The following is a 19,658-nucleotide window of genomic DNA, read 5'->3' as shown; positions in this document are numbered from 1 at the left end:
GTCGAAAAATCACGGCGAACAGCCCTTCGACTCCGGGTGTGACGCCAAGAGCATTGACAGGCTGCAACGAGTTCAGAAGAAGGACAGAGCCAGAAGCGATGGAGACGAGGCCGTTGGATACCGCCGCACCGACCAGCACTGCCAAGCGCGCACGTGGTCTCGACCGCGCATTCGAGATACTGGATTTTCTGCGTGATCAGAAAAGCCCGATGCGCCCCAACGAGATCGCGGTCCAGATCGGCGCGCCGCGCTCTTCGGTCTACGAACTGGTGAACCTTCTCCTGCGCAACGAGATCCTTGAACTCGCCGGCGGCGACGGGCGGGTCTTTCTCGGGCGCAAGCTCTATTTCCTGGGCGCGGCCTATGAGGAGCAGTTCGATTTCACCCGCGAGTGCGAAGCAGCCCTTGAGATGATCGCGCATGAAACGCGCGAGACCTCGCAGTTCTGCATGCTGGACGGCAACAAATACATCGTCGTTCGCATGAAGGAGGGCGCGCGCCCGTTCCGCATCTCATCGGATGTGGGGCAGTCGGTGCCGATCCCGTGGACGGCGTCAGGCCGCCTGCTGGTCGCGCATCTTTCGGATCAGGAAATCATCGACTTCATCCCGCCGCAGGACTTTCAGCTGCCCAATGGCGAATGGCTGGAACCGGCGGTCTTCATTCGCGAAGTGCGCGAAGCATGGCTCAAGGGCGAGTTCACCTTCGACAGCATCGTGGACAGCTTCACCCATTGTTTCGCGGTTCCCGTTCTCGATGCGAACCGACGCTGCGTGGCGACGCTCTGCCTTGTCGCGCCACGGGAAGACGGGATCGAGAACAGGGAAGAATACCTGCTCTGCCTCAAACGCGCCTCGCAGCGCCTGAGCGGACAGACAAGCGTTCCGCCACTCAGCCGTTAGACACCCGGAAATGAAAACGGGCGGCTTTGGCCGCCCGTTTCAGTTTCACGATCAGATATCCGCAGGGCGCGGTTGCAGCGGCGGCTGCACATCTTCCGGAATCGGACAGGTGTAGGGCGTCGCGGCCGTGCGGGCGGCGTGTTCTTCCCTGGCCTTCGCCAGCAGATCGGCGTCGCCGATCAAATCGAGCGCCGTTCCCGCCATCACCTTTGCGGCGTAGACCATGCCCTTGTGGGCTGCGGGCATTTTGCCCTGCGCGGTGATCTGCCAGGAGTGCCCCGGTGTGCCGATGGCATGGGTCGCAACACGGGCCTGAACGGTGGGAACCACCCAGCTCACATCGCCCACATCGGTGGAGCCGATCATCGGAACGCCCTCGAGATCGCGCGGCACCACGCAATCGCACAGCGGTGTGTTGTCCTTCACCGGCAGGCCGATGCGAAGATAGTCGTTGTGAATATCCTCGTCCGACAGCGTGTCCTGGATCTTGGCGGCAAAAGCGCGGTCCTCATCGTCGAAGGCGACGGGGCCGAGACGGTCCATCTGACGCTGCATGGCTTCTTCGAGCGGCGTGTTGCCAAGCAGATTGGCCACCGCGCTCATGATGGAGATGTCGACCTTCGTTTCGGTCATCATCGCCGCGCCGCGCGCCACCTTCTGCACGCGCTCATTGAGAGCGAACATGCCCGGCAGGCTGGTGGACCGGATCGCATAACGAACCTTTGCTTTTGCCTGCACCACGTTCGGCGCGATGCCGCCGGCGTCGAGCAGGGCGTAGTGGATGCGGCTGTCGGCCGGCACATGCTCACGCAGGTAATTGACGCCGACGCTCATGAGCTCGACGGCATCGAGCGCGCTGCGGCCCAGATGCGGTGCGGCGGCAGCGTGGGACGAACGGCCCGTGAACGCGAAGTCCATGCGCGTGTTGGCCAGCGACATGGCCTCGTCAACACGGGTGAAGGACGCCGGGTGCCAGGTGATGGCCGCATCGACATCTTCGAACGCGCCGGCGCGCGCCATGAAGCTCTTCGCAGCGCCACCCTCTTCCGCCGGGCAGCCATAATAGCGCACGCGGCCCGGACGGCCGGTCTCTTCCAGCCAGTCCTTGATTGCCGTGGCGGCCAGAAGTGCGGCGCTGCCAAGCAGGTTGTGGCCGCAGCCGTGACCATGGCCACTGCCCGGCAGGGGACGCGGCTCGGCGATGCCGGCCTCCTGGCTCAGGCCCGGAAGCGCATCATATTCGCCGAGGATGGCGATGACCGGACCGCCCTCGCCTGCCTCGCCCATGACGGCGGTGGGAATGCCGGCAACGTCCTCAACCACCCGGAACCCCTGCTCGCGCAGCATGGCGGTGTGCTCGGCGCAGGAGCGGTACTCGGTGTAGGCGATTTCCGGCATACCCCAGACACGATCGCTCAACGCCTCGAAACCGGCCTTCTTTGCATCAACGAGATCCCAGATCTCATCGCTGTTCTTCATTTTTGGCTCTCCTTGTCGGATGAATGATCGTGCGTCGAATGATGGTCGTGGCCGGGATGGGCCACATATGCGTCAGGCGTTGAAACCACCGGTGCCAGCGCCGAGCTGGTCGCCGGCCGGCAGAGCGCCTTCGAACCAGAGACCGGCAGCGGCAACCGACATGGCGCAGCCATCGTGAGCGACGCCGGGAACCTCGGTCATCTGCCAGTTGAACGGGACGCCCAGCTCTTCAGCCTTCGCCTTGCCCCTGGCAAAGTAGTTGCGGGCGCGGTGAAGACGGCCCGGCCCCTGGGCGATGGCCTCGGGCTGGGTCGGCAGGTTGTCGGCGTTGGACTCGCAGTCATTCAGACCGGCCATGATGTGCAGCGGCGTGGCGAGCAGCGCCACCAGATCCTGCTGCCCGTAGCCCAGACCGCCAAGACCGGCGGGGAAATTCGCTTCCAGATCGGGGAGAGAATACCAGCCGGCATTGGCCGCGCCGACGGCCTCGAACGGCCCCATGCCGAACAGCGACACCATGCGGTGCAGGAACTGACCACCGGCGGAGTGACCGAAAATCTTCGGCTTCACGCCCTTCATGACGCCGGCCTCTTCAAGGGCCTCGGCGATCAGCGCCGGAGCGCGGTAGATCCAGCTTTCACGCGGGGTCGGCTTTCCCTCGGCATCGAGAACCATGCCGTTGTTGTAGTTTTCCGGCTCGGGAAAATCGCCATTCGGGAAGGTCGGAGCAACGATCAGGAGGTCGTGCCTGTCGGCAGCCGCAATCCAGAAATCGCGATAGTCGTCGCCATTGCGCAGCATGCCGTGCTGGACGAACACGACCGGCTTGCCCGGCTCATATCCGGCAGCCTTGTAGGTGTTCAGGATGACGGTCTTTTCCGGCTGACCAGAGAAGATGAAAGGCAGGGCGTTGGAGCCATTGCCGTCGAGCAGGCGTTGAAGTTCCATGAAGTCCTCAAGAAGGTTCGTGCAGATGACAGGCGACCGTGCGGCCCGGCGCAATCGTCCGGCTGATCGGGCGTTCGCTGCGGCACCGGTCGGTGGCCATGGGGCAGCGGGGATGGAAGGTGCAGCCGGATGGCGGGTTGAGCGGCGAGGGTAGCTCGCCCTTGACCGGCTGGAAGGCGCGGCGACGGCGCTTCACCGAGGGGATCTCGGCTAGCAGCGTCTGTGTGTAGGGATGGGCCGGGCTGTCGAACAGCTCCGTTGTCGGCGCGAGTTCGACGATCTCGCCCAGATACATGATCGCAACCCGGTCGGCGATGTGCCAGACGACCGACAGGTCATGGCTGATGAAGAGATAGGTCAGCGCACGCTGCGCCCGCAGCTCCAGGAACAGGTTGATGACCTGCGCCTGAATGGACACGTCGAGCGCGGCAATGGGCTCGTCGCAGACCAGAAATTCGGGATCGACAATCAGGGCGCGGGCAATGCCGATACGCTGACGCTGACCACCGGAGAACTGATGCGGATAGCGATCCCTATAGGACGGGTCGAGCCCAACCTCATTGAGCGCCGCATCGACACGTTCGCTGATTTCCGCCCGGTTCTTGCATCGATTGTGCACGCGCAGCGGCTCGGAAAGGATCTCGCCGACCGTCTGTCGCGGGTTGAGCGACGCATACGGGTCCTGAAAGACCATCTGCACGGCGAGCGTATAGGCGAGCCGTTCCTGACGGCTCATCTCATCCGTGCGCTTGCCATTGTAGAGGATTTCGCCTTCCGATGGCGGGTTGATGCCCGTCATCATGCGGCCAAGCGTGGACTTGCCGCAGCCGGACTCGCCGACAAGGCCCAGAACCTCGCCACGCCGCACGGTCAGATCGAGCGACTTGACGGCCGTGAGAACCGGAATTTCCGGCGCTTTTCCAACCAGACCGAGAAGCTGCTCAGCCAGTACGGGCTTGCGCGAAAAGCGGCGGGAGAGCCTGCGAACCTCAAGGATCGCGTCCTCATCCCTGTCCGGAGCGCTCGTGATGTCGTTGCGCGGGCTCATGGCGTCTTCTCCGGATCAAGCGGATGGTGACAGCGCCAGCTGTGATCGCCGGCCTGCGCCAGCGGCGGCGCCTCGGTGCGACACAGATCGCTGGCGCGGAAACAGCGGGGATGGAAGGGACAGCCGAGCGGCCTTGCCGTGAGCGACGGGGCAGCACCCTCGATCTGGCGCAGCGCCTCGCCGCGTGGCGTGTCGCCGGGAACGGAGTTGAGCAGGCCAAGCGTATAGGGATGGCGGGGCGTATCGAGCACGTCATCGACCTGCCCGATCTCGACAATGCCGCCCGCATACATCACGGCAATGCGGTCAGCCAGTTCCGAAACCACGCCCAGATCATGCGTGATCCAGATGAGCGCAGTTCCGGTTTCCTTCTGCAGCGTCTGCATCTCAGCCAGGATCTGGCCCTGAATGGTGACGTCGAGCGCGGTGGTCGGCTCGTCCGCGATGATCAGTTCGGGCTGGTTGAGCAACGCCGTGGCAATGGCGACGCGCTGGCGCATGCCGCCGGAAAGCTCGTGCGGAAACTGGTCGACACGCGTTTGCGGCGAGGTGATGCCCACCTTGGTGAGCGTATCGATGCAGCGCTGGCGCGCGGTGGCCGGATCGACCGTTTCGTGCTCGCTGATCGCCTCCATCATCTGCTCGCCGATGGTGAGCACGGGATTGAGCGTGGTCAGCGGATCCTGAAAGATCATGGAGACGGATTTGCCACGCACACGGCGCAGCTCCTCGTCGCTCAGCTTGCGCAGATCACGTCCCTTGAAGCGGACCTCGCCGGAGACGATCTCGCCGGGCGCATCCACCAGACCGATCAGGGAGAACCCGGCGACGGACTTGCCGGAGCCGGATTCGCCCACAAGCCCCAGAACCTCACCGGCCCTGAGTTCGAAGGAAAGACTGTCGATGGCGGGATAGGCGCCATCGGCGAAGTGAAACACGGTGCGCAGATTCTCGACCGCGAGCAACGGAGATGAAGACTGATCAGACATCATGAACGCTTTGGATCGAGGGCCGTGCGCAGGCGGTCGCCGGCCAGGTTGAGGGAAAAGATCAACACCAGAAGGGCAAGGCCCGGAAAGAAGCTGATCCAGTAATCGCCGCTCATCAGGAAGTCGAAGCCATTGGCGACCAGAAGCCCGAGCGAAGGCTCGGTGACCGGCACGCCGACACCCAGGAAGGAGAGCGTCGCTTCAAGCGTGATGGCGGAGGCAACCTGAATGGTCGCCACGACGAGCACGGCGCTCAGGCTGTTGGGCATGATGTGGCGGAACATGATGCGCAGGCGCGAATAGCCGAGATTGTAGGCAGCCTCGACATATTCCTTCTTGCGCTCGACCAGCGCGGCTGACCGCATGATGCGCGCGTAGTTCGCCCATTGCACCACGACGATGGCCAGAATGACCTTGTCGACGCCGCGCCCGATGACAGCGAGCATCACCAGCGCCACCAGAATGGTGGGAAAGCCGAGAATGAAGTCGACCAGCCGCATGAGCAGCGTTTCGACCCGACCGCCGAACACAGCGGCGGCAAGACCCACCGTGACGCCGATGATGAGCGCGATGGCCGTGGCGACAAGACCGACCAGAAGACTGATGCGCAGGCCATAGAAGATGGCCGAGAGCATGTCGCGCCCCTGGGAATCGGTGCCCAGCCAGAAGATCTCGCCATTCATGCCCTCGCTGCCGGGCGGCAGGCGGTTGTCCATGACGCTGAACGACGCGAGGTCATAAGGGTTCTGCGGCGCGAAGAAGGGCAGGAGAAGCCCCGTCGCCACCACGATGCCCAGAAGGAGGAGCGCCTTCCTGACGCTCGGCCGGCGCTTGATGCGGCGCAGATTGGCCCCGCGCTGCGGTGTGTCGGCCAGAGGCGGGCGCGTTTGAGAAGACATGTTCTGCATCTCGCTCATGACATGCGCTCCGACAGGCTGACGCGCGGATCGAGCAGCGCGTAGGTGAAGTCGACCAGCAGATTGACGACGACGAAGATGAAGGTGACGAGCATCACGTAGGCAACCACGACCGGGCGGTCGAGCTGGTAGATGCTGGTGATGAGCAGCTTGCCCATGCCCGGCCATGCGAACACGGTTTCCGTGATCGTGGAGAAGGCGATCAGGGAGCCAAACTCGACGCCCAGCACCGTGATGATGGGAATGAGAATGTTGCGCAGGATGTGACGGCGCACGATGCGCTTTTCGCGCACGCCCTTGGCGCGGGCGAATTTCACGTAATCCTGCATGCGCGCTTCGGAAGCGCCGGCGGCCGTCAGCCTTGTGATCAGCGCGATATTGGGAATGGCCAGGTTGATGACCGGCATGGCCAGATGGCGCAGGCCGTCAACGGTGAGGAAGCTGAACGGAATGCCGAAGACGGAAACCGTTTCGCCACGACCGGAGGCAGGCAGCCACTGAAGCCAGACGGCAAAGAAGAGAATGAGGACCATGCCCTTCCAGAAACTCGGGATCGAGTAGCCGAAGATGGAGCCGGTCATGATCGCGCGGGCGATGCGGTTTTCCTCTTTCAGCCCCACATAGAGACCGAGCGGAATGCCGATGATGCTGGCGACGAGCATGGCGAGAAACACCAGCTCGAAGGTTGCCGGCATGCGGCTCAGAATGAGCTGAAGCGCTGGCTCGGCATGCACGAAGGAGGTGCCCATATCGCCCTGAACGGCGTTGGACAGAAAGGTGAAATATTGCATCCAGACGGGCTGATCGAGGCCCAGCCGGGAAACCATCGCCTCACGCTCAAGCTGCGTGGCTTCCGGATTGACCAGAAGCTCGACGGGATCGCCGACCGCGTAGACGGCAAGAAACACCGCAACCGACACGGCAAGAAGAACAGCGATGCTTTGCAGCATCCTTTGCAGGGTAAACAATAGCACCGGAAGCGCTCCCGCCCGTTAATGACCATCGGCGCGAAGACGCGCCGATGGATGGTTCAGACTGTTTGAAGTGGCTACTTGGCCGGGCGGATGTCCTTGGCCATGGTGTACTGGTCCATGCGGCCATCGAACTCCAGACCATCGCGGTAGGCCCACAGCGTGCTCTCGAAATGCACGGGGATCAGGCCCAGCTTGTCGAGCGCCATCTGGCCTGCCTGCTGCAGCATCTCTGCGCGCTTCCCGGCATCGACGGTCTCGATGGCTTCGAGAATGACTGCATCGAACTCGGGATCGGACCAGCCGCCATAGTTCGAACCGCCAACGCCACGCTCCTTGTCGCCGGTCGTCACATACTGGCGCAGGAAGGATGCCGCACCGCCGGAGGTGGAGCCCCAGCCGCCCATGGAGAAGCTGAACTCACGCTTGCTGCGGCGGGAGAAGAAGATCGAGCGGGTCATCGCGTCGAGGTCGGTTTCGATGCCAACGCGCGTCAGGAACTGCGCGATGGCCTGAGCCACCTGCGAGTCGTTGATGTAGCGGTCGTTGGTCGCAGAAAGCGTGACCTTGAAGCCATCGGGATAACCGGCCTCCGCAAGCAGCGCTTTCGCCTTCTCCGGGTCATAGGTCAGCGGAACCGGGTCCGTCTGCGCGCCGAACATTTCGGACGGAACGAACTGGCTGGCCGGCTCTGCGAAACCGTCCATGATGCGCTCGACGATCGCTTCACGGTTGATGGCGTGCGCAACGGCGCGGCGAACGCGCTCGTCCTGGAACGGGTTCTTGCCGCCTTCAGCCTCGATGAACGGGCTGTCATCGCGGGCAACGTCCATCTGCAGGAAGATGACGCGGCTCGACGGCTTGGCCGTGTAACCGAACTCTTCGCCAAGCTGCTTCACGTCGCGGGCAGCCGGGCTTTCGATGAAGTCGTAATCGCCGGCGAGTAGACCTGCCAGACGCGGACCTGCGGAGGGAACGGGCACGAGCTCGACCTTTTCCCAGGCCGGAGCCTCGCCCCAATAGGCGTCGTTGCGGCTCATCTTGATCTTCGAACCCTTGGTGAAATCATCAAGGACGAAGGGGCCGGTGCCGATGGTCATGGAACCATTGTTGAAGCTGTCGACGCTCGGCCATTCGCCGGTGACGCCGCAGCCATTGGCCGGGTCGAAGGACAGGTCGCCATGCTCGAGAATGCCGTCGCTGAGAATGTAGATCTGCGACAGGAGTTCCGGCAGAAGCGGCTCGACCTGCTTGGTGGTGATCTTCACCGTGTAGGGATCGCTGACCTCGACGCTGGCGAAGTTTTCCACGTCCGGCGCAAACGAGCCCGAAACGTTGTTCTCGTTGTTCAGCACGCGGCAGAAGGTGAAGACGACGTCATCGGCATTGAAGTCGCTTCCATCGGAGAACTTCACACCCTCACGCAGCTTGAAGACCCAGGTGTTGTCGTCCACGCCTTCCCAGGATTCAGCGAGCGAAGGCCCGACATTCTGGTTGGCGTCGGTCGCCGTCAGCGCTTCGAAAATGTGCTGAACGAACGCGTTGTTGGTCGACAGATTGTGGTAGTGCGGATCGGCAGCCGTGGGCTCCGAGGACAGCGCGATCTTCAGTTCTTCAGCCTGGCTCGACATTGTTGCCGACGCCAGAATGGCTGCCGTGCCTGCAAAGAGAAACGACTTCATTTTCACCAGTTCACCCTCCCGGTTCATGCGCGCAAAAGCGCTCCATTGAATTTCTGCATCTGATATGCTGAAACGATGAAAGAAAATTTTCATCGAAATGAAAAACATGAAAATTCATTAGGGTCAAGGGGGCTGACATGGACACGATGTACCACTCGGAAGTGGCCAGTCGCATCGGCAGGGCGTATCAGGATCTGAGCCTTGGCCACCGCCGGATTGCGGACTTTATCCTGCGCTCCCCGGCCGAAGCGGCGATGATGACCAACGTGGAACTGGCATCGCGCTGCAATGTCTCCAACGCGACCGCGAATCGCTTCGCCAAGGCCATAGGTTTCAAGGGGTTTCCCGAGTTTCGCGCAAGCCAGATGGACGCGCTGCGCATGGATATGGCAGCCGTGGAGAAACTGCGCACAGAAATTGACGATGATGCGAGCAATATCGACATCATGCGCAACGGGCTCACGCAGGATCTGGACAATCTGCAGAACACGCTCGACGGTCTCAATGAGGCCAGCTGCAGCCACGCGGTCGAGCTTATTCTCGACGCGCAGCGCATTTTCACCTTCGGTTCCGGCATCAGCTACTACATCGCCGGCATGCTGACACACGGGCTGGAGCCCTTCTGCCGCGGCAATGTCACGATGATGGGCGCAACGGGCGGCGCCAATTCAGCCTATCGGCGGCTGGTTCACTGCAATGAAAACGATCTCGCCGTGTTCATCTCGTTCCCGCGCTATTCTCCCAACACGGTGGAGCTGTGTGGTGTTGCCAAGCGCCGCGGCGCGCGCATTCTGTGCATCACCGACAGCCCGACCAGCCCGTTCGCACGCGACGCAGACGTGGTTCTGTTCGCCGAGGCAAAGAGACGCCTGCTCCCCAATTCAGCCACATCAGCCTTCGCGCTTGTCGACGCGCTCGTGGCGGCAATCGCCAATCAGAGCACGGACGGCGCGGACGTTCAGCTCCGCCTGGCAGAACGCTACATGCCCGACATCGGAAAGGTTTCGGGCAAGGACCCTGACGGTTCGTGAAGACAGCTACCGCTCGGACCTGGTTTTCCTGGGGGCACGCCCCGGTGTATTCTGAGCGACGTCGCCAGATGCTTCTGGCATGAAAACCCGGAAGACGGGCGATCTCGCGTATCTGCCCGGGTATCTGCCCGGGTATCTGCATGTCTCCTTCGGTGAGAAGACACCGGGCATAATCGAGCCGAAGGTTGATAAGATACCGATGCGGGCGCTCACTGAACGTGTTTGTGAAAGCCACGATGAAAGGCCCCGGTGAAGGTCGCAGACGCCGACGAGGTCGGCTACACTGAGCTTGCGTCTGAAATTCTCGGCCAGGTGCTCCCGTATCCTTTTCTCATTGCGAAACGAAAGCCCGCCCGTCGCGCTCTTCTTCGGGCGCGCGGCATCGTCGTATCTCCGCAACACCTCGACCCCGAACTTGGTGAGCAGTGCATCGACATAGAGTTCGTTGACGCCATTGCCGCCCGCCAGCTCATCCCGAAACATGCGCGCCATCTGTGGGGCCCAGCGATCGGGAGACGTGGCCTTTGTGAGCCGGATATGCGGACGCCCGCCTTTACACTCTTGTTCGGCAAGGGCGGCAAGGTGATCGGGCGAAATAACGATGGCGACGGGCTCGCGGGGAACCGGCAAGGAGATCAGGGCGCCCGCATCGTCATCAAACTCAGGCGAACCGAACGCGGCTTGTCCAAACCAGTTTACTGCGGACAACGGAGCTTCGCCCCGCACCGCTTCGAGCAGATATCCGTTTCACCTCTATCACGAAGCAATGCGTATCGACCAAGAACACCTATCAAGTGCGACTGTCTTACAATTTTCAGCGGTTGAGAACGCCGGAACCGATCTGGGGAACCGCCCCCTTCCCTGAGCGCCAACGCGCCCCGCCCGAAAGGATGGACAGATAAAGCACACCAGCTGCCGTTTTTATGCGATTGAGACTGGTTTGTGGGGCGGTCCTTTGGATGCTTTGATTGTTCGTACGATCATCACGGGTAAGATTGAGGGTCGATTTTACGATCTATCTTCGCTTTCGATGACGTTGGGTCTTCCGCTTTCGACGACGCACCGGAAGATCCTTGAGCTTGAGGCTTCTGGATTTCTGGAGCGAGTGCGCAGCGGGCGTTCGACGCATCTTGTCCCGACGCGCCGGAGCTGCGTTGAGCTGGACAAGAGTTTCGAGGAGATGGTTTCGACGCTTCAGCGTCTTTACCGGGGTGGTCCGGGGCTTGGTGAGGACAGGCGCGGTTCAGCGTCCCGGGAGCGTCTCTGAGCGACGGGGGCAACGCATGTCAGCTGTGCCCGCGCCTTTGGGTTTCTGGGAATCTGGTCGGTTTTCTGGAGCGTTAGAACGCAAAAAACCCCGCGGCGTGTGCAGCGGGGTTTGTTCGTTGATTTGGTTGCGGGGGCAGGATTTGAACCTGCGACCTTCAGGTTATGAGCCTGTTGAAAGACAATTGCCACCAATAAGCGCCAATCAAAAAGTTGCGTGATTTCAGTACTTTGTCAATGCGTTGCCTATTGACCGCTATTGACATTTTTGGACGTTTCATGAACATTAGTGCCCCTAAACTGCCCCCAAAGGGGATTTTCCGCACCATCAGGTTGTTTCTGCCTGATGTTTCAGAGGCACACTCACGGGGGCGACATGGCGACCATCGAGAAACGCGACCGCAAGGGTCGCACGGTCTACATGGTGGATATTCGCATTGCTGGCTTCCCACGTCAGAAGAAGACGTTTCAGCGTCTGACCGACGCGAAGCAATGGGCGTCGAAAACCGAAACAGCCATCCGCAACGGCGAGTTCCGCAACGTGGTGCGCACGGCGCAGCGTAAGACGCTCTGTGACGTTATTGAACGGTACGAGGGTGAAGTCCTTCCCCATAAGGCAAAAAGCACTCAGCGCGCCGCACAGACGTATCTGGGGCATTGGAAGCGAGAGTTGGGCAGCTATGCCCTCTCCTTCATCACGCCCGAAGTCATCGCGGAGCAGATGAAAAAGCTGGAAACTGCGCCGGATGCGCGCGCCAAGGAAGAAGGCAAAGCCAAGCCGAAGGCGCGCAAGACGCTGAAACACTACCGCGACACCCTCGCCGTGTTGTTCAACCATGCTCGGACCTGGGGGTGGGTCGGCGGCAATCCGCTCGATGGCGTCAACAAGATTACCGGCATCCGCGACCAGCGGGACAGGTATCTCAATGACGGTGAGCGTAAGGCACTGCTGGAAGCCTGCCGGACCAGCGATAACAGCCAGCTCTACCCTATCGTGATTTTCGCGCTGTCCACCGGTGCGCGGAAAGGCGAAATCCTCGGCTTGACGTTGCCCGATGTGGACATGGCGCGCGGGCTGGCGGTCCTGCGGGATACGAAGAACGGCGAAACCCGGTCAGTGCCGATCGTCGGCCACCTGCATGATGTGCTTGTCGAGCACATCGAATGGGTGAAGGACAGCTACAATGAAGCCCTACCCGATGCCGATACGCGATGGCTGTTTCCGCGCCGCGACCTGAAAGCCGCCATCGACATCCGCACCGCGTGGGAAAACGCGCTGGAAACGTCGGGGGTGAAGGACTTCCGTTTTCATGATCTGCGGCACAGCACCGCCAGCTATCTCGCCATGCAGGGCGCTGGCCTGCTGGAGATAGCAGACATGCTGGGCCACAAGACGTTGCAGATGGTGAAGCGCTACTCCCACCTGTCGCAAGACCACAAGAAGGGTCTCGCCGAAAAGCTCAGCGAGGGCATTTTCTGACAATGAGCATGCGAAGCCCGCCTGCGACGGCGGGCTGTTCTGAGAGCTTGAAGAGGAGCCTAGTGCCCCTCCCCCTGCTTGTCATTGTCGATGCTGCGCAGAATGATGCGGCCGTCGCGGGGCAGTAGGTCGAGTTGGAGGCTCATGCCCTTGCCGTCCTTATGCGGCCAGGCGGCGCCGATGCGTACCCAATGAGCCTTGTCGTCCTTGCCGTCCGTCACGTGAAAGAGTGCGTGGGTCGGCTTCTTGCTGATCTTGGTGGTGTTCGTGTTGCGGGTCGCCATGGTCTTTCTCCTGTTTCAATTTCTGAAGACAGCGCCCCTCGCTGCCTTTCATGGATGTCAGGAGAACCGGCCTCATGAGGCGCGAAGGCACAGTGGCAACACGGATTCGAGCGGGCAGCCACTTGCCGAGCGCCGGGGCGGGTCACAAATCCCATGAAGCAAAAGGCAAGCGAGGCGTGCGTTGTCCCTGAAGGCTGAAACAGCGGTCAGAAAGCCAATGGTGACTGTCGGGGCGAACACCGGACCAGCGGCCGATAGCACTCGATGCAGCGACGAGCGGACAGATGCGAACCTGTTGCCGCATCGATCGGCACCTCTGGCAGATGACGGCACGGGATTGGATAGCTCACGACCTGCGAGCGTTCATGGCCAGCATCATGCCGGTCAACAACAACGATGTGTCCTTGAGGTGGACTCGGTCGCGCCTCAACGGCCTCTCAGAGCATTTTCGGCTGGTTGAATGCCGAAGGGGCGCGGCGTGTCGGGAAAATGCATCTATGCGGCGATCAGGGCGCCACGTGAGGTAAGGTCAACTCGCGTCCTTCTGTTTGTCAGTGTGCCGCTGATGATAGGTCTCGGTAACAAAATCGATAAATGCCACTGCTGCACCGACGGCCAGACGCGCATGGCGAGGCTCCAAACCGCGGTGCTTTCCGTCGCGTCCATGCCCGGACCCGTACAGTCCACGAAGTTCGGCCAGATTCTGCGTCATGGCCGACAGATTTTGCAGTATGAGCCGAATGGCATTCGCGCCCTTTGCCTCATCCGATATGCCCTCGGGGACAAGCTTCAACTCTTTGGCCACCGCCTTTGTCAGTTTGGGTAGATCATCGGAACGGGACACGGCGACACCCCGCTTAGACAAAATGCTCTTGCAGCAGGTCTCAACAAGCTCTTTCGCGGTGCCGATTGCTAGTGCGGGGTCGCGCTCAACCGCATTTTCAAGCCTCTCAATCTCTTTCTGCATCCAGCCGGCGTCCAGCGCATCTGCAACGGTTCGGGCACGCGAAACCGAGCGATAGCTGGAATTCCTGATACGCTGTCCGACAAAGCGAGGCCGTCCGGCAATCTTTTCTTCCTCGACCAGATGCCACCCCTCTCGCCGCAGTTGGTCGTTGAACTGTTGAACAAGCTTCAGAGCCTCATTCCTGTCCGGTCGAACGACTGGATGCACCATTTCGCACAGAAAGCGGAGGAAATTGTCCGACGAGCCTTGCAGCAGATTGAAACGCGGGTCGGCATAGATCCAATCGTCGTCCCAATCCTGCGGGTTGTTTACCCGATGCTGCCAGATGTCGCCCGCAGCGTCGGGAAAGCGGCTATCGTGAGAAGGAAGCGTTTGGAGATCATAGAGGCGCTGTAGGAACTCAACTTCCTCCAATCTGCCGCTCCACGGAACATTGTCTATTCGTAGGCCATCGAAGATGTTCTGGCGCGTGACGCGTGAAACATCTCCCTGGGCTTGTCGCCATTCCGGCTTGGGCGAGACTTCGGGCACGATTTTGACGCTGAACCAATCGTCCGTGAATTGTTCCAGAACAATTTTCAGGCGGTTATAAATCTGCTCTTCCAGTGCCTCGCGATTAGCGCCAAGCTGCGCATAACGTGCCGGCTCCATTCGAAGATAAATTGTCCAGATCGTCGTGCCGCCGTTCCAATTATCGTATCCGGTTTCGTCCACTCTGGGCGTTGAAACTCGCAGGACATCAGCCGCCTCAGTCATGCCCTCGGCAACAAGCAGTTCTGTCGCGGTTGCTAAGTATGTCTCGTAGTTTTCGGATAAATAGCTCAAGGGATCGCGCCTCTGCACCTAGCCGCCACATACTGTTACAGTGGCAAACAGCGTTAACTATTGTCGAGCGCCGCCAATGAGAGAAGCGCGACAAGCGCCTCCTCCCCTGCGCCAAAGCCGTTTTCCTGTGCGTATCGCCAGAACCGATTTTTCGTTTCGGGCGTAACGCTGACGTTCAATTGTGCCGTGCGATTGGTAGTGCGCAAACTTCGTGCATCAACGATCGGAGTTGGTGCCTTCTGCTCGGTTTCGCGGGCGCTGAAGCCGCTAGCTTCTCCTATCCGTCGCGCTTCCTCAACTGAGATGGTGGGCTTTTCGCTGCGCGGCTCGAAAGATGCTACGTTGTCCAACGGGTCGGCATTTTCTGCAAAGGTCTGGGGACGTTGACGGGTCATGCGGCTTCCCTCCCCTTCTCTGCTGACGCAAGCAACGCCGCGACAGCGCGAGCGAACGCTTCAGCGTTCTCAATCGCGGCCTCTGGCTTCGATACCTCGGCCGTCGTCAAATCATAGATGGTGCCGCCAAGCTGCATGATGGTGCGGAAGGCTGCTCGCTCGGTCATCTCGACGGGCAGCATACGGATGGCATTTGCTTTCAGGTCAGCTTCGATATGCGAGAGGTCTTTCGACCGGATGACAGGGCTGGTGCGCGTGAAGAACACCGCATAGGGAATCGCGCGCCGGAATGCCTTCTCTTCCCGCCGGATGAGTTCGATAACACGGCGGGACTGGTCGGCGTCCAACTGGCTACCCTGCATGGGCACCAGTACAAGGTCGGCGCGACCGATGGCGTAGGACACTGCCATATTGGCCGACCCCTCCAGGTCGACGATTACGAAAGCGTTCTTGGCGGCCGCCTCGTCAATTGTATCGGTAATGCTGTTCTCAGTGACGTTCGGCACCAAAGTCAGATTTGCTGGAACGTGCTCCGGGTCGCGCTGCCACCACTGCGACAGCGGCTGGTTTGGGTCGGCATCAATCAGGCTCACACTCGCACCGCGATTGGCGAGCACCTGAGCGAGCACCACGGCAGATGTGGATTTGCCAACGCCGCCTTTTGAATTTGCGAATACGATAACAGGCATAATTTTCCCCTCCCTTTTCTTTCATTGGACAGGACGGAACAGGCTGCCGCCAAGCATATTCGCTATGAAGCGACCACATAGTGACGAGAAAGAAACTAGGTAAGTTGCAGGAATGCCATAGGAGGCAGCTAGGTAGGCGATGGCTGCTCCCTAGGCATTGGCTAGGAAGTCGCTACCTAGTGGATTGCTGCGGCCAGTCCAGGGTCAAAAATATAGGATTCACAGAGCCATAGCACATGCAGCGAAGACAAGCTGCTTGACGGATTCTGGCCTCACATGCATAGTCTGCGAAAGGCTTGCAGGCAGAATAATTGCCCGGTTATCGAGGCATCTGATCCAACGTCAGGAGAGCACTTGTGCTCCTCATGATGTCTATTGCCCGGTCATCTTATCCGAGTGACAAGGGTTGCCCATGCGCATAGGAGTGCCTGCAAGCCTTTCTATTAGGAGGGGGACATGTGTCGGCACTGGAGAAGCTGAAGCAGGCAACAACATTACACGAATTTGCGGCGCTACTGGGCTATTCACCAAAAGGTCTTGCCTACATCCTTTACCACCTTCCGATGGAGGCAAAGTATACGACATTCCCAATCAAGAAAAAGGATGGCTCCGACCGAATTATCAAGGCGCCCAGCCCTGAGCTGAAGAAGCTCCAAAAGCACTTGGCCAACCTTCTCTATGTGTGCCGCGACGAGATTGAGAGAGAAGGCTTCCGAAATTCGGTGTCGCATGGTTTCCGTCGTGGCCATTCCATCATCACCAATGCCAAGGTGCACAAGCGGCGGCGTCACGTATTCAACCTGGATATCGAAGACTACTTTCCAACCTTCCATTTCGGCAGAGTGCGCGGCTATTTTCTCAAAGATAAAAATTTCGAACTGAACGAGAAAATCGCCACGCTGATAGCCCAGATTGCGTGCGACGGAACCGCGTTGCCCCAGGGAAGTCCGTGCTCGCCCGTAATCTCTGATCTAATAGGCCAGATTCTTGATATGCGGCTGGTGCGCTTGGCCAAGCGGCACGGGGTGACGTTGCCCCCAAGTTTTATCCAGTTTGACGGAGACTCTGGCGGTGGGTTTGGCCGATATGGCCGGGGCGATTGACGGGGTCTGACGCGGAGCTCGCGAGCGAGCGGAGCGGCAGATCCCGTTTCGGGTTCAAGGTGTCGGCATATTCGGTCGGGGTCAGCCAACCGAGCCGGGAGTGTGGGCGGTTGAGGTTGTAGTCGTTCCTCCAGGCCTGAAGAGTTGCTCGGGCGTGCGAGAGCGACGGGAACAGCGTTTCGTTCAGCAGTTCGTCCCTCAGCCGGCCATTGAAGCTCTCGATGAAGCCGTTTTGCATGGGCTTTCCTGGCGCAATGTAGTGCCAGTCGATCTGCATTCGATCAGCGAAGCCCAGGATGGCGTTCGAGGTGAACTCGGTCCCGTTATCGCTGACCACCATCTTCGGCTTGCCGCGCCGTGCCAGGAGCGCTTCCAGTTCGCGGGCTACGCGAAGACCCGAGAGCGATGTGTCGGCGACCAAGGCCAGACACTCGCGGGTGCAGTCATCCACGATTGTCAGGACCCGGAAGCGCCGGCTGTCGGTACGTCGACGAGGTGGCCGGAAACGGGCAATGGGCACAAGGCGGCCGATGCTGATCCCCATGGCCCCGAACGAGAGATGGTCGCTCGACTTCGTCTCGGACCAGTTGACCGACAGCCAGCGCTTCCGGGTAGATGCGGAACAGGCGCTTATGATTGACCACATGCCCTTCGCGGCGCAGCAGGACGTGTAGCCGTCGATAGCCGAACCGTCGCCGCTCATGGGCAATCGCCTTCATCCGCTCGCGCAGAACCACGTCGTCCGTTCTCCTGGTCTGATAGCGCATCGTCATGCGGCAACAGCCAAGGATCTTGCACGCCCGCCGCTCGCTCATTCCAAACGCGATCTGGAGATGTGCGACGGCCTCTCGCTCGACGGCGGGCGTCACCATTTTTTTGACAGAAGGTCTTTCAGCGCAGCGTTGTCGAGCATGCTGTCGGCAAGGAGCCTCTTCAGCTTGGCATTCTCGTCTTCAAGCGTCTTCAGCCGCTTCGCCTCGCTGATGTCCATGCCGCCATACTTGGCTTTCCACTTGTAGATGCTGGCGTTGCTGACGCCGTGCTTGCGGCACAAATCCGCAACCGGAACACCGGCCTCGTGCTCCTTCAATATGCCTATGATCTGTTCTTCGGAAAATCGGTTGCGCTTCATCTCTGGTCCTTCGCGTGGGGCCAGAGCCTACTTCAACCTGGATTAATTCATTGGGGCAACGTCAGCGCCAACCTCGTCGCCCCGATTTCAGGACGAACTTGGCCGACAGGTGTTGGGGGCTATTGAGAACGGTTGGAAGGCACTGCCCCTAAACTGCCCCTAAAACGAAAAACCGCCCCGGAGGCTGTCCGAGGCGGCTTGATAACATGCTGTTTTTACTGGCATTTTTGGTTGCGGGGGCAGGATTTGAACCTGCGACCTTCAGGTTATGAGCCTGACGAGCTACCGGGCTGCTCCACCCCGCGTCAACTTTTGTGTTCTTTTTGCATGCCAAAAGGCCGCGCTTGCGGCCTTTTGTTTTTGGTTTGTGTCGAGAAGCTTACATGCGTTTGGCAGACCTGGCAGCGACCTACTCTCCCGCGTCTTAAGACGAAGTACCATCGGCGCTGGGGCGTTTCACGGCCGTGTTCGGAAAGGGAACGGGTGCAGCCGCCCCGCCATGACCACCAGGTCGGCAAAGCGCATGTAATCGAGAAGCTGGTTGGCCTTTTGGCCAGTATTTTGTCGCTCTTGATGAGCATAAGCAATGAGAATGATTCAAGCCTATCGAGTTATTAGTACCGGTAAGCTCCATGCGTTGCCGCACTTCCACACCCGGCCTATCAACGTGGTGGTCTCCCACGACTCTCAGGGAATACTCGTTTCCAGGTCGGTTTCCCGCTTAGATGCCTTCAGCGGTTATCCGTTCCGTATATAGCTACCCTGCTATGCGGCTGGCGCCACAACAGGTCCACCAGAGATACGTCCATCCCGGTCCTCTCGTACTAGGGACAGATCCTGTCAATATTCCTACACCCACGGCAGATAGGGACCGAACTGTCTCACGACGTTCTGAACCCAACTCACGTACCGCTTTAAATGGCGAACAGCCATACCCTTGGGACCTGCTCCAGCCCCAGGATGCGATGAGTCGACATCGAGGTGCCAAACAACCCCGTCGATATGGACTCTTGGGGGTCATCAGCCTGTTATCCCCGGCGTACCTTTTATCCGTTGAGCGATGGCCCTTCCACGCGGGACCACCGGATCACTATGACCGACTTTCGTCTCTGCTCGACTTGTCAGTCTTGCAGTCAGGCAGGCTTATGCCATTGCACTCAGCGAACGATTTCCGACCGTTCTGAGCCCACCATCGCGCGCCTCCGTTACTCTTTAGGAGGCGACCGCCCCAGTCAAACTACCCACCATACACTGTCCCGGATCCGGATAACGGACCGCGGTTAGACATCCATGTAGATAAGGGTGGTATTTCAAGGATGGCTCCATCCAGGCTGGCGCCCGAACTTCAAAGCCTACCACCTATCCTACACATGCCGACACGAATGCCAGTGTAAAGCTATAGTAAAGGTGCACGGGGTCTTTCCGTCTAACCGCAGGAACCCCGCATCTTCACGGGGAATTCAATTTCACTGAGTCTCTGCTGGAGACAGCGGGGAAGTCGTTACGCCATTCGTGCAGGTCGGAACTTACCCGACAAGGAATTTCGCTAC

General features: G+C 60.0%; 16 protein-coding genes, 1 tRNA gene, 2 rRNA genes and 1 pseudogene (1 of these 20 running past the window's edge). 4 read left to right on the top strand and 16 right to left on the bottom strand.

The annotated features are described in order from the left end of the window. Positions 1 to 113 precede the first annotated feature (113 nt). Complete coding sequence (locus tag AC4PTT_RS04560) at positions 114 to 902, top strand: IclR family transcriptional regulator (protein WP_222473977.1); 789 nt, start codon at positions 114 to 116, stop codon at positions 900 to 902. Between the two features lie 51 nt (positions 903 to 953). Here the strand turns inward: AC4PTT_RS04560 and AC4PTT_RS04555 are convergent, their stop codons facing one another. From AC4PTT_RS04555 to AC4PTT_RS04525, 7 genes are all read right to left on the bottom strand, one after another. Continuing rightward, positions 954 to 2,381 carry a M20 family metallopeptidase gene (locus AC4PTT_RS04555; protein ID WP_492162186.1) on the bottom strand — a complete coding sequence of 476 codons (1,428 nt, stop codon included), beginning with the start codon at positions 2,379 to 2,381 and terminating at the stop codon, positions 954 to 956. Between the two features lie 72 nt (positions 2,382 to 2,453). Further along, a complete protein-coding gene (locus tag AC4PTT_RS04550) occupies positions 2,454 to 3,329 on the bottom strand; it encodes an alpha/beta hydrolase family protein (RefSeq protein WP_224873341.1) in 876 nt (291 codons plus the stop codon). A gap of 7 nt (positions 3,330 to 3,336) precedes the next feature. Then, complete coding sequence (locus tag AC4PTT_RS04545) at positions 3,337 to 4,377, bottom strand: ABC transporter ATP-binding protein (RefSeq protein WP_206547911.1); 1,041 nt, start codon at positions 4,375 to 4,377, stop codon at positions 3,337 to 3,339. After that, complete coding sequence (locus tag AC4PTT_RS04540) at positions 4,374 to 5,369, bottom strand: ABC transporter ATP-binding protein (RefSeq protein ID WP_492162185.1); 996 nt, start codon at positions 5,367 to 5,369, stop codon at positions 4,374 to 4,376. The genes AC4PTT_RS04545 and AC4PTT_RS04540 overlap by 4 nt, the downstream gene beginning before the upstream one ends. Continuing rightward, on the bottom strand, positions 5,366 to 6,274 hold the full coding sequence (locus AC4PTT_RS04535; RefSeq protein ID WP_222474007.1) for an ABC transporter permease: 909 nt from the start codon (positions 6,272 to 6,274) through the stop codon (positions 5,366 to 5,368). Before AC4PTT_RS04535 ends, AC4PTT_RS04540 begins: the two co-directional genes overlap by 4 nt. A 5-nt stretch (positions 6,275 to 6,279) precedes the next feature. Further along, positions 6,280 to 7,257, bottom strand: coding sequence for an ABC transporter permease (locus AC4PTT_RS04530; RefSeq protein ID WP_113153095.1), 978 nt, complete (start codon positions 7,255 to 7,257; stop codon positions 6,280 to 6,282). Positions 7,258 to 7,331: 74 nt separating this feature from the next. Continuing rightward, positions 7,332 to 8,936 (bottom strand): ABC transporter substrate-binding protein, encoded by a 1,605-nt coding sequence (locus tag AC4PTT_RS04525; protein WP_206547913.1) that lies wholly within the window; start codon positions 8,934 to 8,936, stop codon positions 7,332 to 7,334. A gap of 137 nt (positions 8,937 to 9,073) precedes the next feature. Here AC4PTT_RS04525 and AC4PTT_RS04520 point away from each other — a divergent pair, with 137 nt between their 5' ends. After that, positions 9,074 to 9,967: a MurR/RpiR family transcriptional regulator gene (locus tag AC4PTT_RS04520; RefSeq protein ID WP_492162184.1), complete on the top strand. Its 894-nt coding sequence runs from the start codon at positions 9,074 to 9,076 to the stop codon at positions 9,965 to 9,967. Between the two features lie 6 nt (positions 9,968 to 9,973). Here the strand turns inward: AC4PTT_RS04520 and AC4PTT_RS04515 are convergent, their stop codons facing one another. Then, entirely contained in the window at positions 9,974 to 10,675 is a 702-nt protein-coding gene (locus AC4PTT_RS04515; protein ID WP_492162183.1) for a hypothetical protein, read from the bottom strand. Between the two features lie 934 nt (positions 10,676 to 11,609). On the opposite strand from AC4PTT_RS04515, the gene AC4PTT_RS04510 reads away from it, so the two are divergent. Further along, complete coding sequence (locus tag AC4PTT_RS04510; RefSeq protein WP_492162182.1) at positions 11,610 to 12,713, top strand: tyrosine-type recombinase/integrase; 1,104 nt, start codon at positions 11,610 to 11,612, stop codon at positions 12,711 to 12,713. Between the two features lie 59 nt (positions 12,714 to 12,772). Here the strand turns inward: AC4PTT_RS04510 and AC4PTT_RS04505 are convergent, their stop codons facing one another. The 4 genes from AC4PTT_RS04505 to AC4PTT_RS04490 form a co-directional block, all read right to left on the bottom strand. Further along, entirely contained in the window at positions 12,773 to 12,997 is a 225-nt protein-coding gene (locus AC4PTT_RS04505) for a hypothetical protein (RefSeq protein ID WP_492162181.1), read from the bottom strand. 529 nt (positions 12,998 to 13,526) lie between these two features. Further along, positions 13,527 to 14,789 carry an abortive infection family protein gene (locus AC4PTT_RS04500; RefSeq protein WP_492162180.1) on the bottom strand — a complete coding sequence of 421 codons (1,263 nt, stop codon included), beginning with the start codon at positions 14,787 to 14,789 and terminating at the stop codon, positions 13,527 to 13,529. A gap of 53 nt (positions 14,790 to 14,842) precedes the next feature. Beyond that, positions 14,843 to 15,184 (bottom strand): hypothetical protein, encoded by a 342-nt coding sequence (locus tag AC4PTT_RS04495; protein WP_492162179.1) that lies wholly within the window; start codon positions 15,182 to 15,184, stop codon positions 14,843 to 14,845. Continuing rightward, positions 15,181 to 15,873 (bottom strand): ParA family protein, encoded by a 693-nt coding sequence (locus tag AC4PTT_RS04490; protein ID WP_492162178.1) that lies wholly within the window; start codon positions 15,871 to 15,873, stop codon positions 15,181 to 15,183. The genes AC4PTT_RS04495 and AC4PTT_RS04490 overlap by 4 nt, the downstream gene beginning before the upstream one ends. Before the next feature lie 458 nt (positions 15,874 to 16,331). On the opposite strand from AC4PTT_RS04490, the gene AC4PTT_RS04485 reads away from it, so the two are divergent. After that, positions 16,332 to 16,976: a hypothetical protein gene (locus AC4PTT_RS04485; RefSeq protein WP_492162177.1), complete on the top strand. Its 645-nt coding sequence runs from the start codon at positions 16,332 to 16,334 to the stop codon at positions 16,974 to 16,976. On the opposite strand, the pseudogene AC4PTT_RS04480 reads toward AC4PTT_RS04485, so the two are convergent. The 4 genes and pseudogenes from AC4PTT_RS04480 to AC4PTT_RS04465 all read right to left on the bottom strand — a co-directional run. Continuing rightward, positions 16,918 to 18,108, bottom strand: a pseudogene (locus tag AC4PTT_RS04480) (integrase core domain-containing protein). The gene AC4PTT_RS04485 and the pseudogene AC4PTT_RS04480 sit on opposite strands and share 59 nt — an antisense overlap. Positions 18,109 to 18,336: 228 nt before the next feature. After that, positions 18,337 to 18,413 (bottom strand) — tRNA-Met (locus AC4PTT_RS04475). Positions 18,414 to 18,504: 91 nt separating this feature from the next. Then, a 5S ribosomal RNA gene (gene rrf, locus AC4PTT_RS04470) occupies positions 18,505 to 18,619 on the bottom strand. Positions 18,620 to 18,701: 82 nt separating this feature from the next. Next, positions 18,702 to 19,658, bottom strand: a 23S ribosomal RNA gene (locus AC4PTT_RS04465); it runs 1,858 nt beyond the window's last position.

Source organism: Nitratireductor sp. WH36-1, from assembly GCF_058725515.1.
The sequence above is the reverse complement of the archived record's forward strand: the minus strand, read 5'-3'. Positions and strand labels throughout refer to the sequence as shown.

Bases quoted from the DNA above. Each gene is read 5' to 3' on its own strand.
- AC4PTT_RS04555 (WP_492162186.1), bottom strand. From the start codon at position 2,381: ATGAAGAACAGCGATGAGATCTGGGATCTCGTTGATGCAAAGAAGGCC.
- AC4PTT_RS04550 (WP_224873341.1), bottom strand. From the start codon at position 3,329: ATGGAACTTCAACGCCTGCTCGACGGCAATGGCTCCAACGCCCTGCCT.
- AC4PTT_RS04545 (WP_206547911.1), bottom strand. From the start codon at position 4,377: ATGAGCCCGCGCAACGACATCACGAGCGCTCCGGACAGGGATGAGGAC.
- AC4PTT_RS04540 (WP_492162185.1), bottom strand. From the start codon at position 5,369: ATGATGTCTGATCAGTCTTCATCTCCGTTGCTCGCGGTCGAGAATCTG.
- AC4PTT_RS04535 (WP_222474007.1), bottom strand. From the start codon at position 6,274: ATGCAGAACATGTCTTCTCAAACGCGCCCGCCTCTGGCCGACACACCG.
- AC4PTT_RS04525 (WP_206547913.1), bottom strand. From the start codon at position 8,936: ATGAAGTCGTTTCTCTTTGCAGGCACGGCAGCCATTCTGGCGTCGGCA.
- AC4PTT_RS04520 (WP_492162184.1), top strand. From the start codon at position 9,074: ATGGACACGATGTACCACTCGGAAGTGGCCAGTCGCATCGGCAGGGCG.
- AC4PTT_RS04510 (WP_492162182.1), top strand. From the start codon at position 11,610: ATGGCGACCATCGAGAAACGCGACCGCAAGGGTCGCACGGTCTACATG.
- AC4PTT_RS04505 (WP_492162181.1), bottom strand. From the start codon at position 12,997: ATGGCGACCCGCAACACGAACACCACCAAGATCAGCAAGAAGCCGACC.
- AC4PTT_RS04495 (WP_492162179.1), bottom strand. From the start codon at position 15,184: ATGACCCGTCAACGTCCCCAGACCTTTGCAGAAAATGCCGACCCGTTG.
- AC4PTT_RS04490 (WP_492162178.1), bottom strand. From the start codon at position 15,873: ATGCCTGTTATCGTATTCGCAAATTCAAAAGGCGGCGTTGGCAAATCC.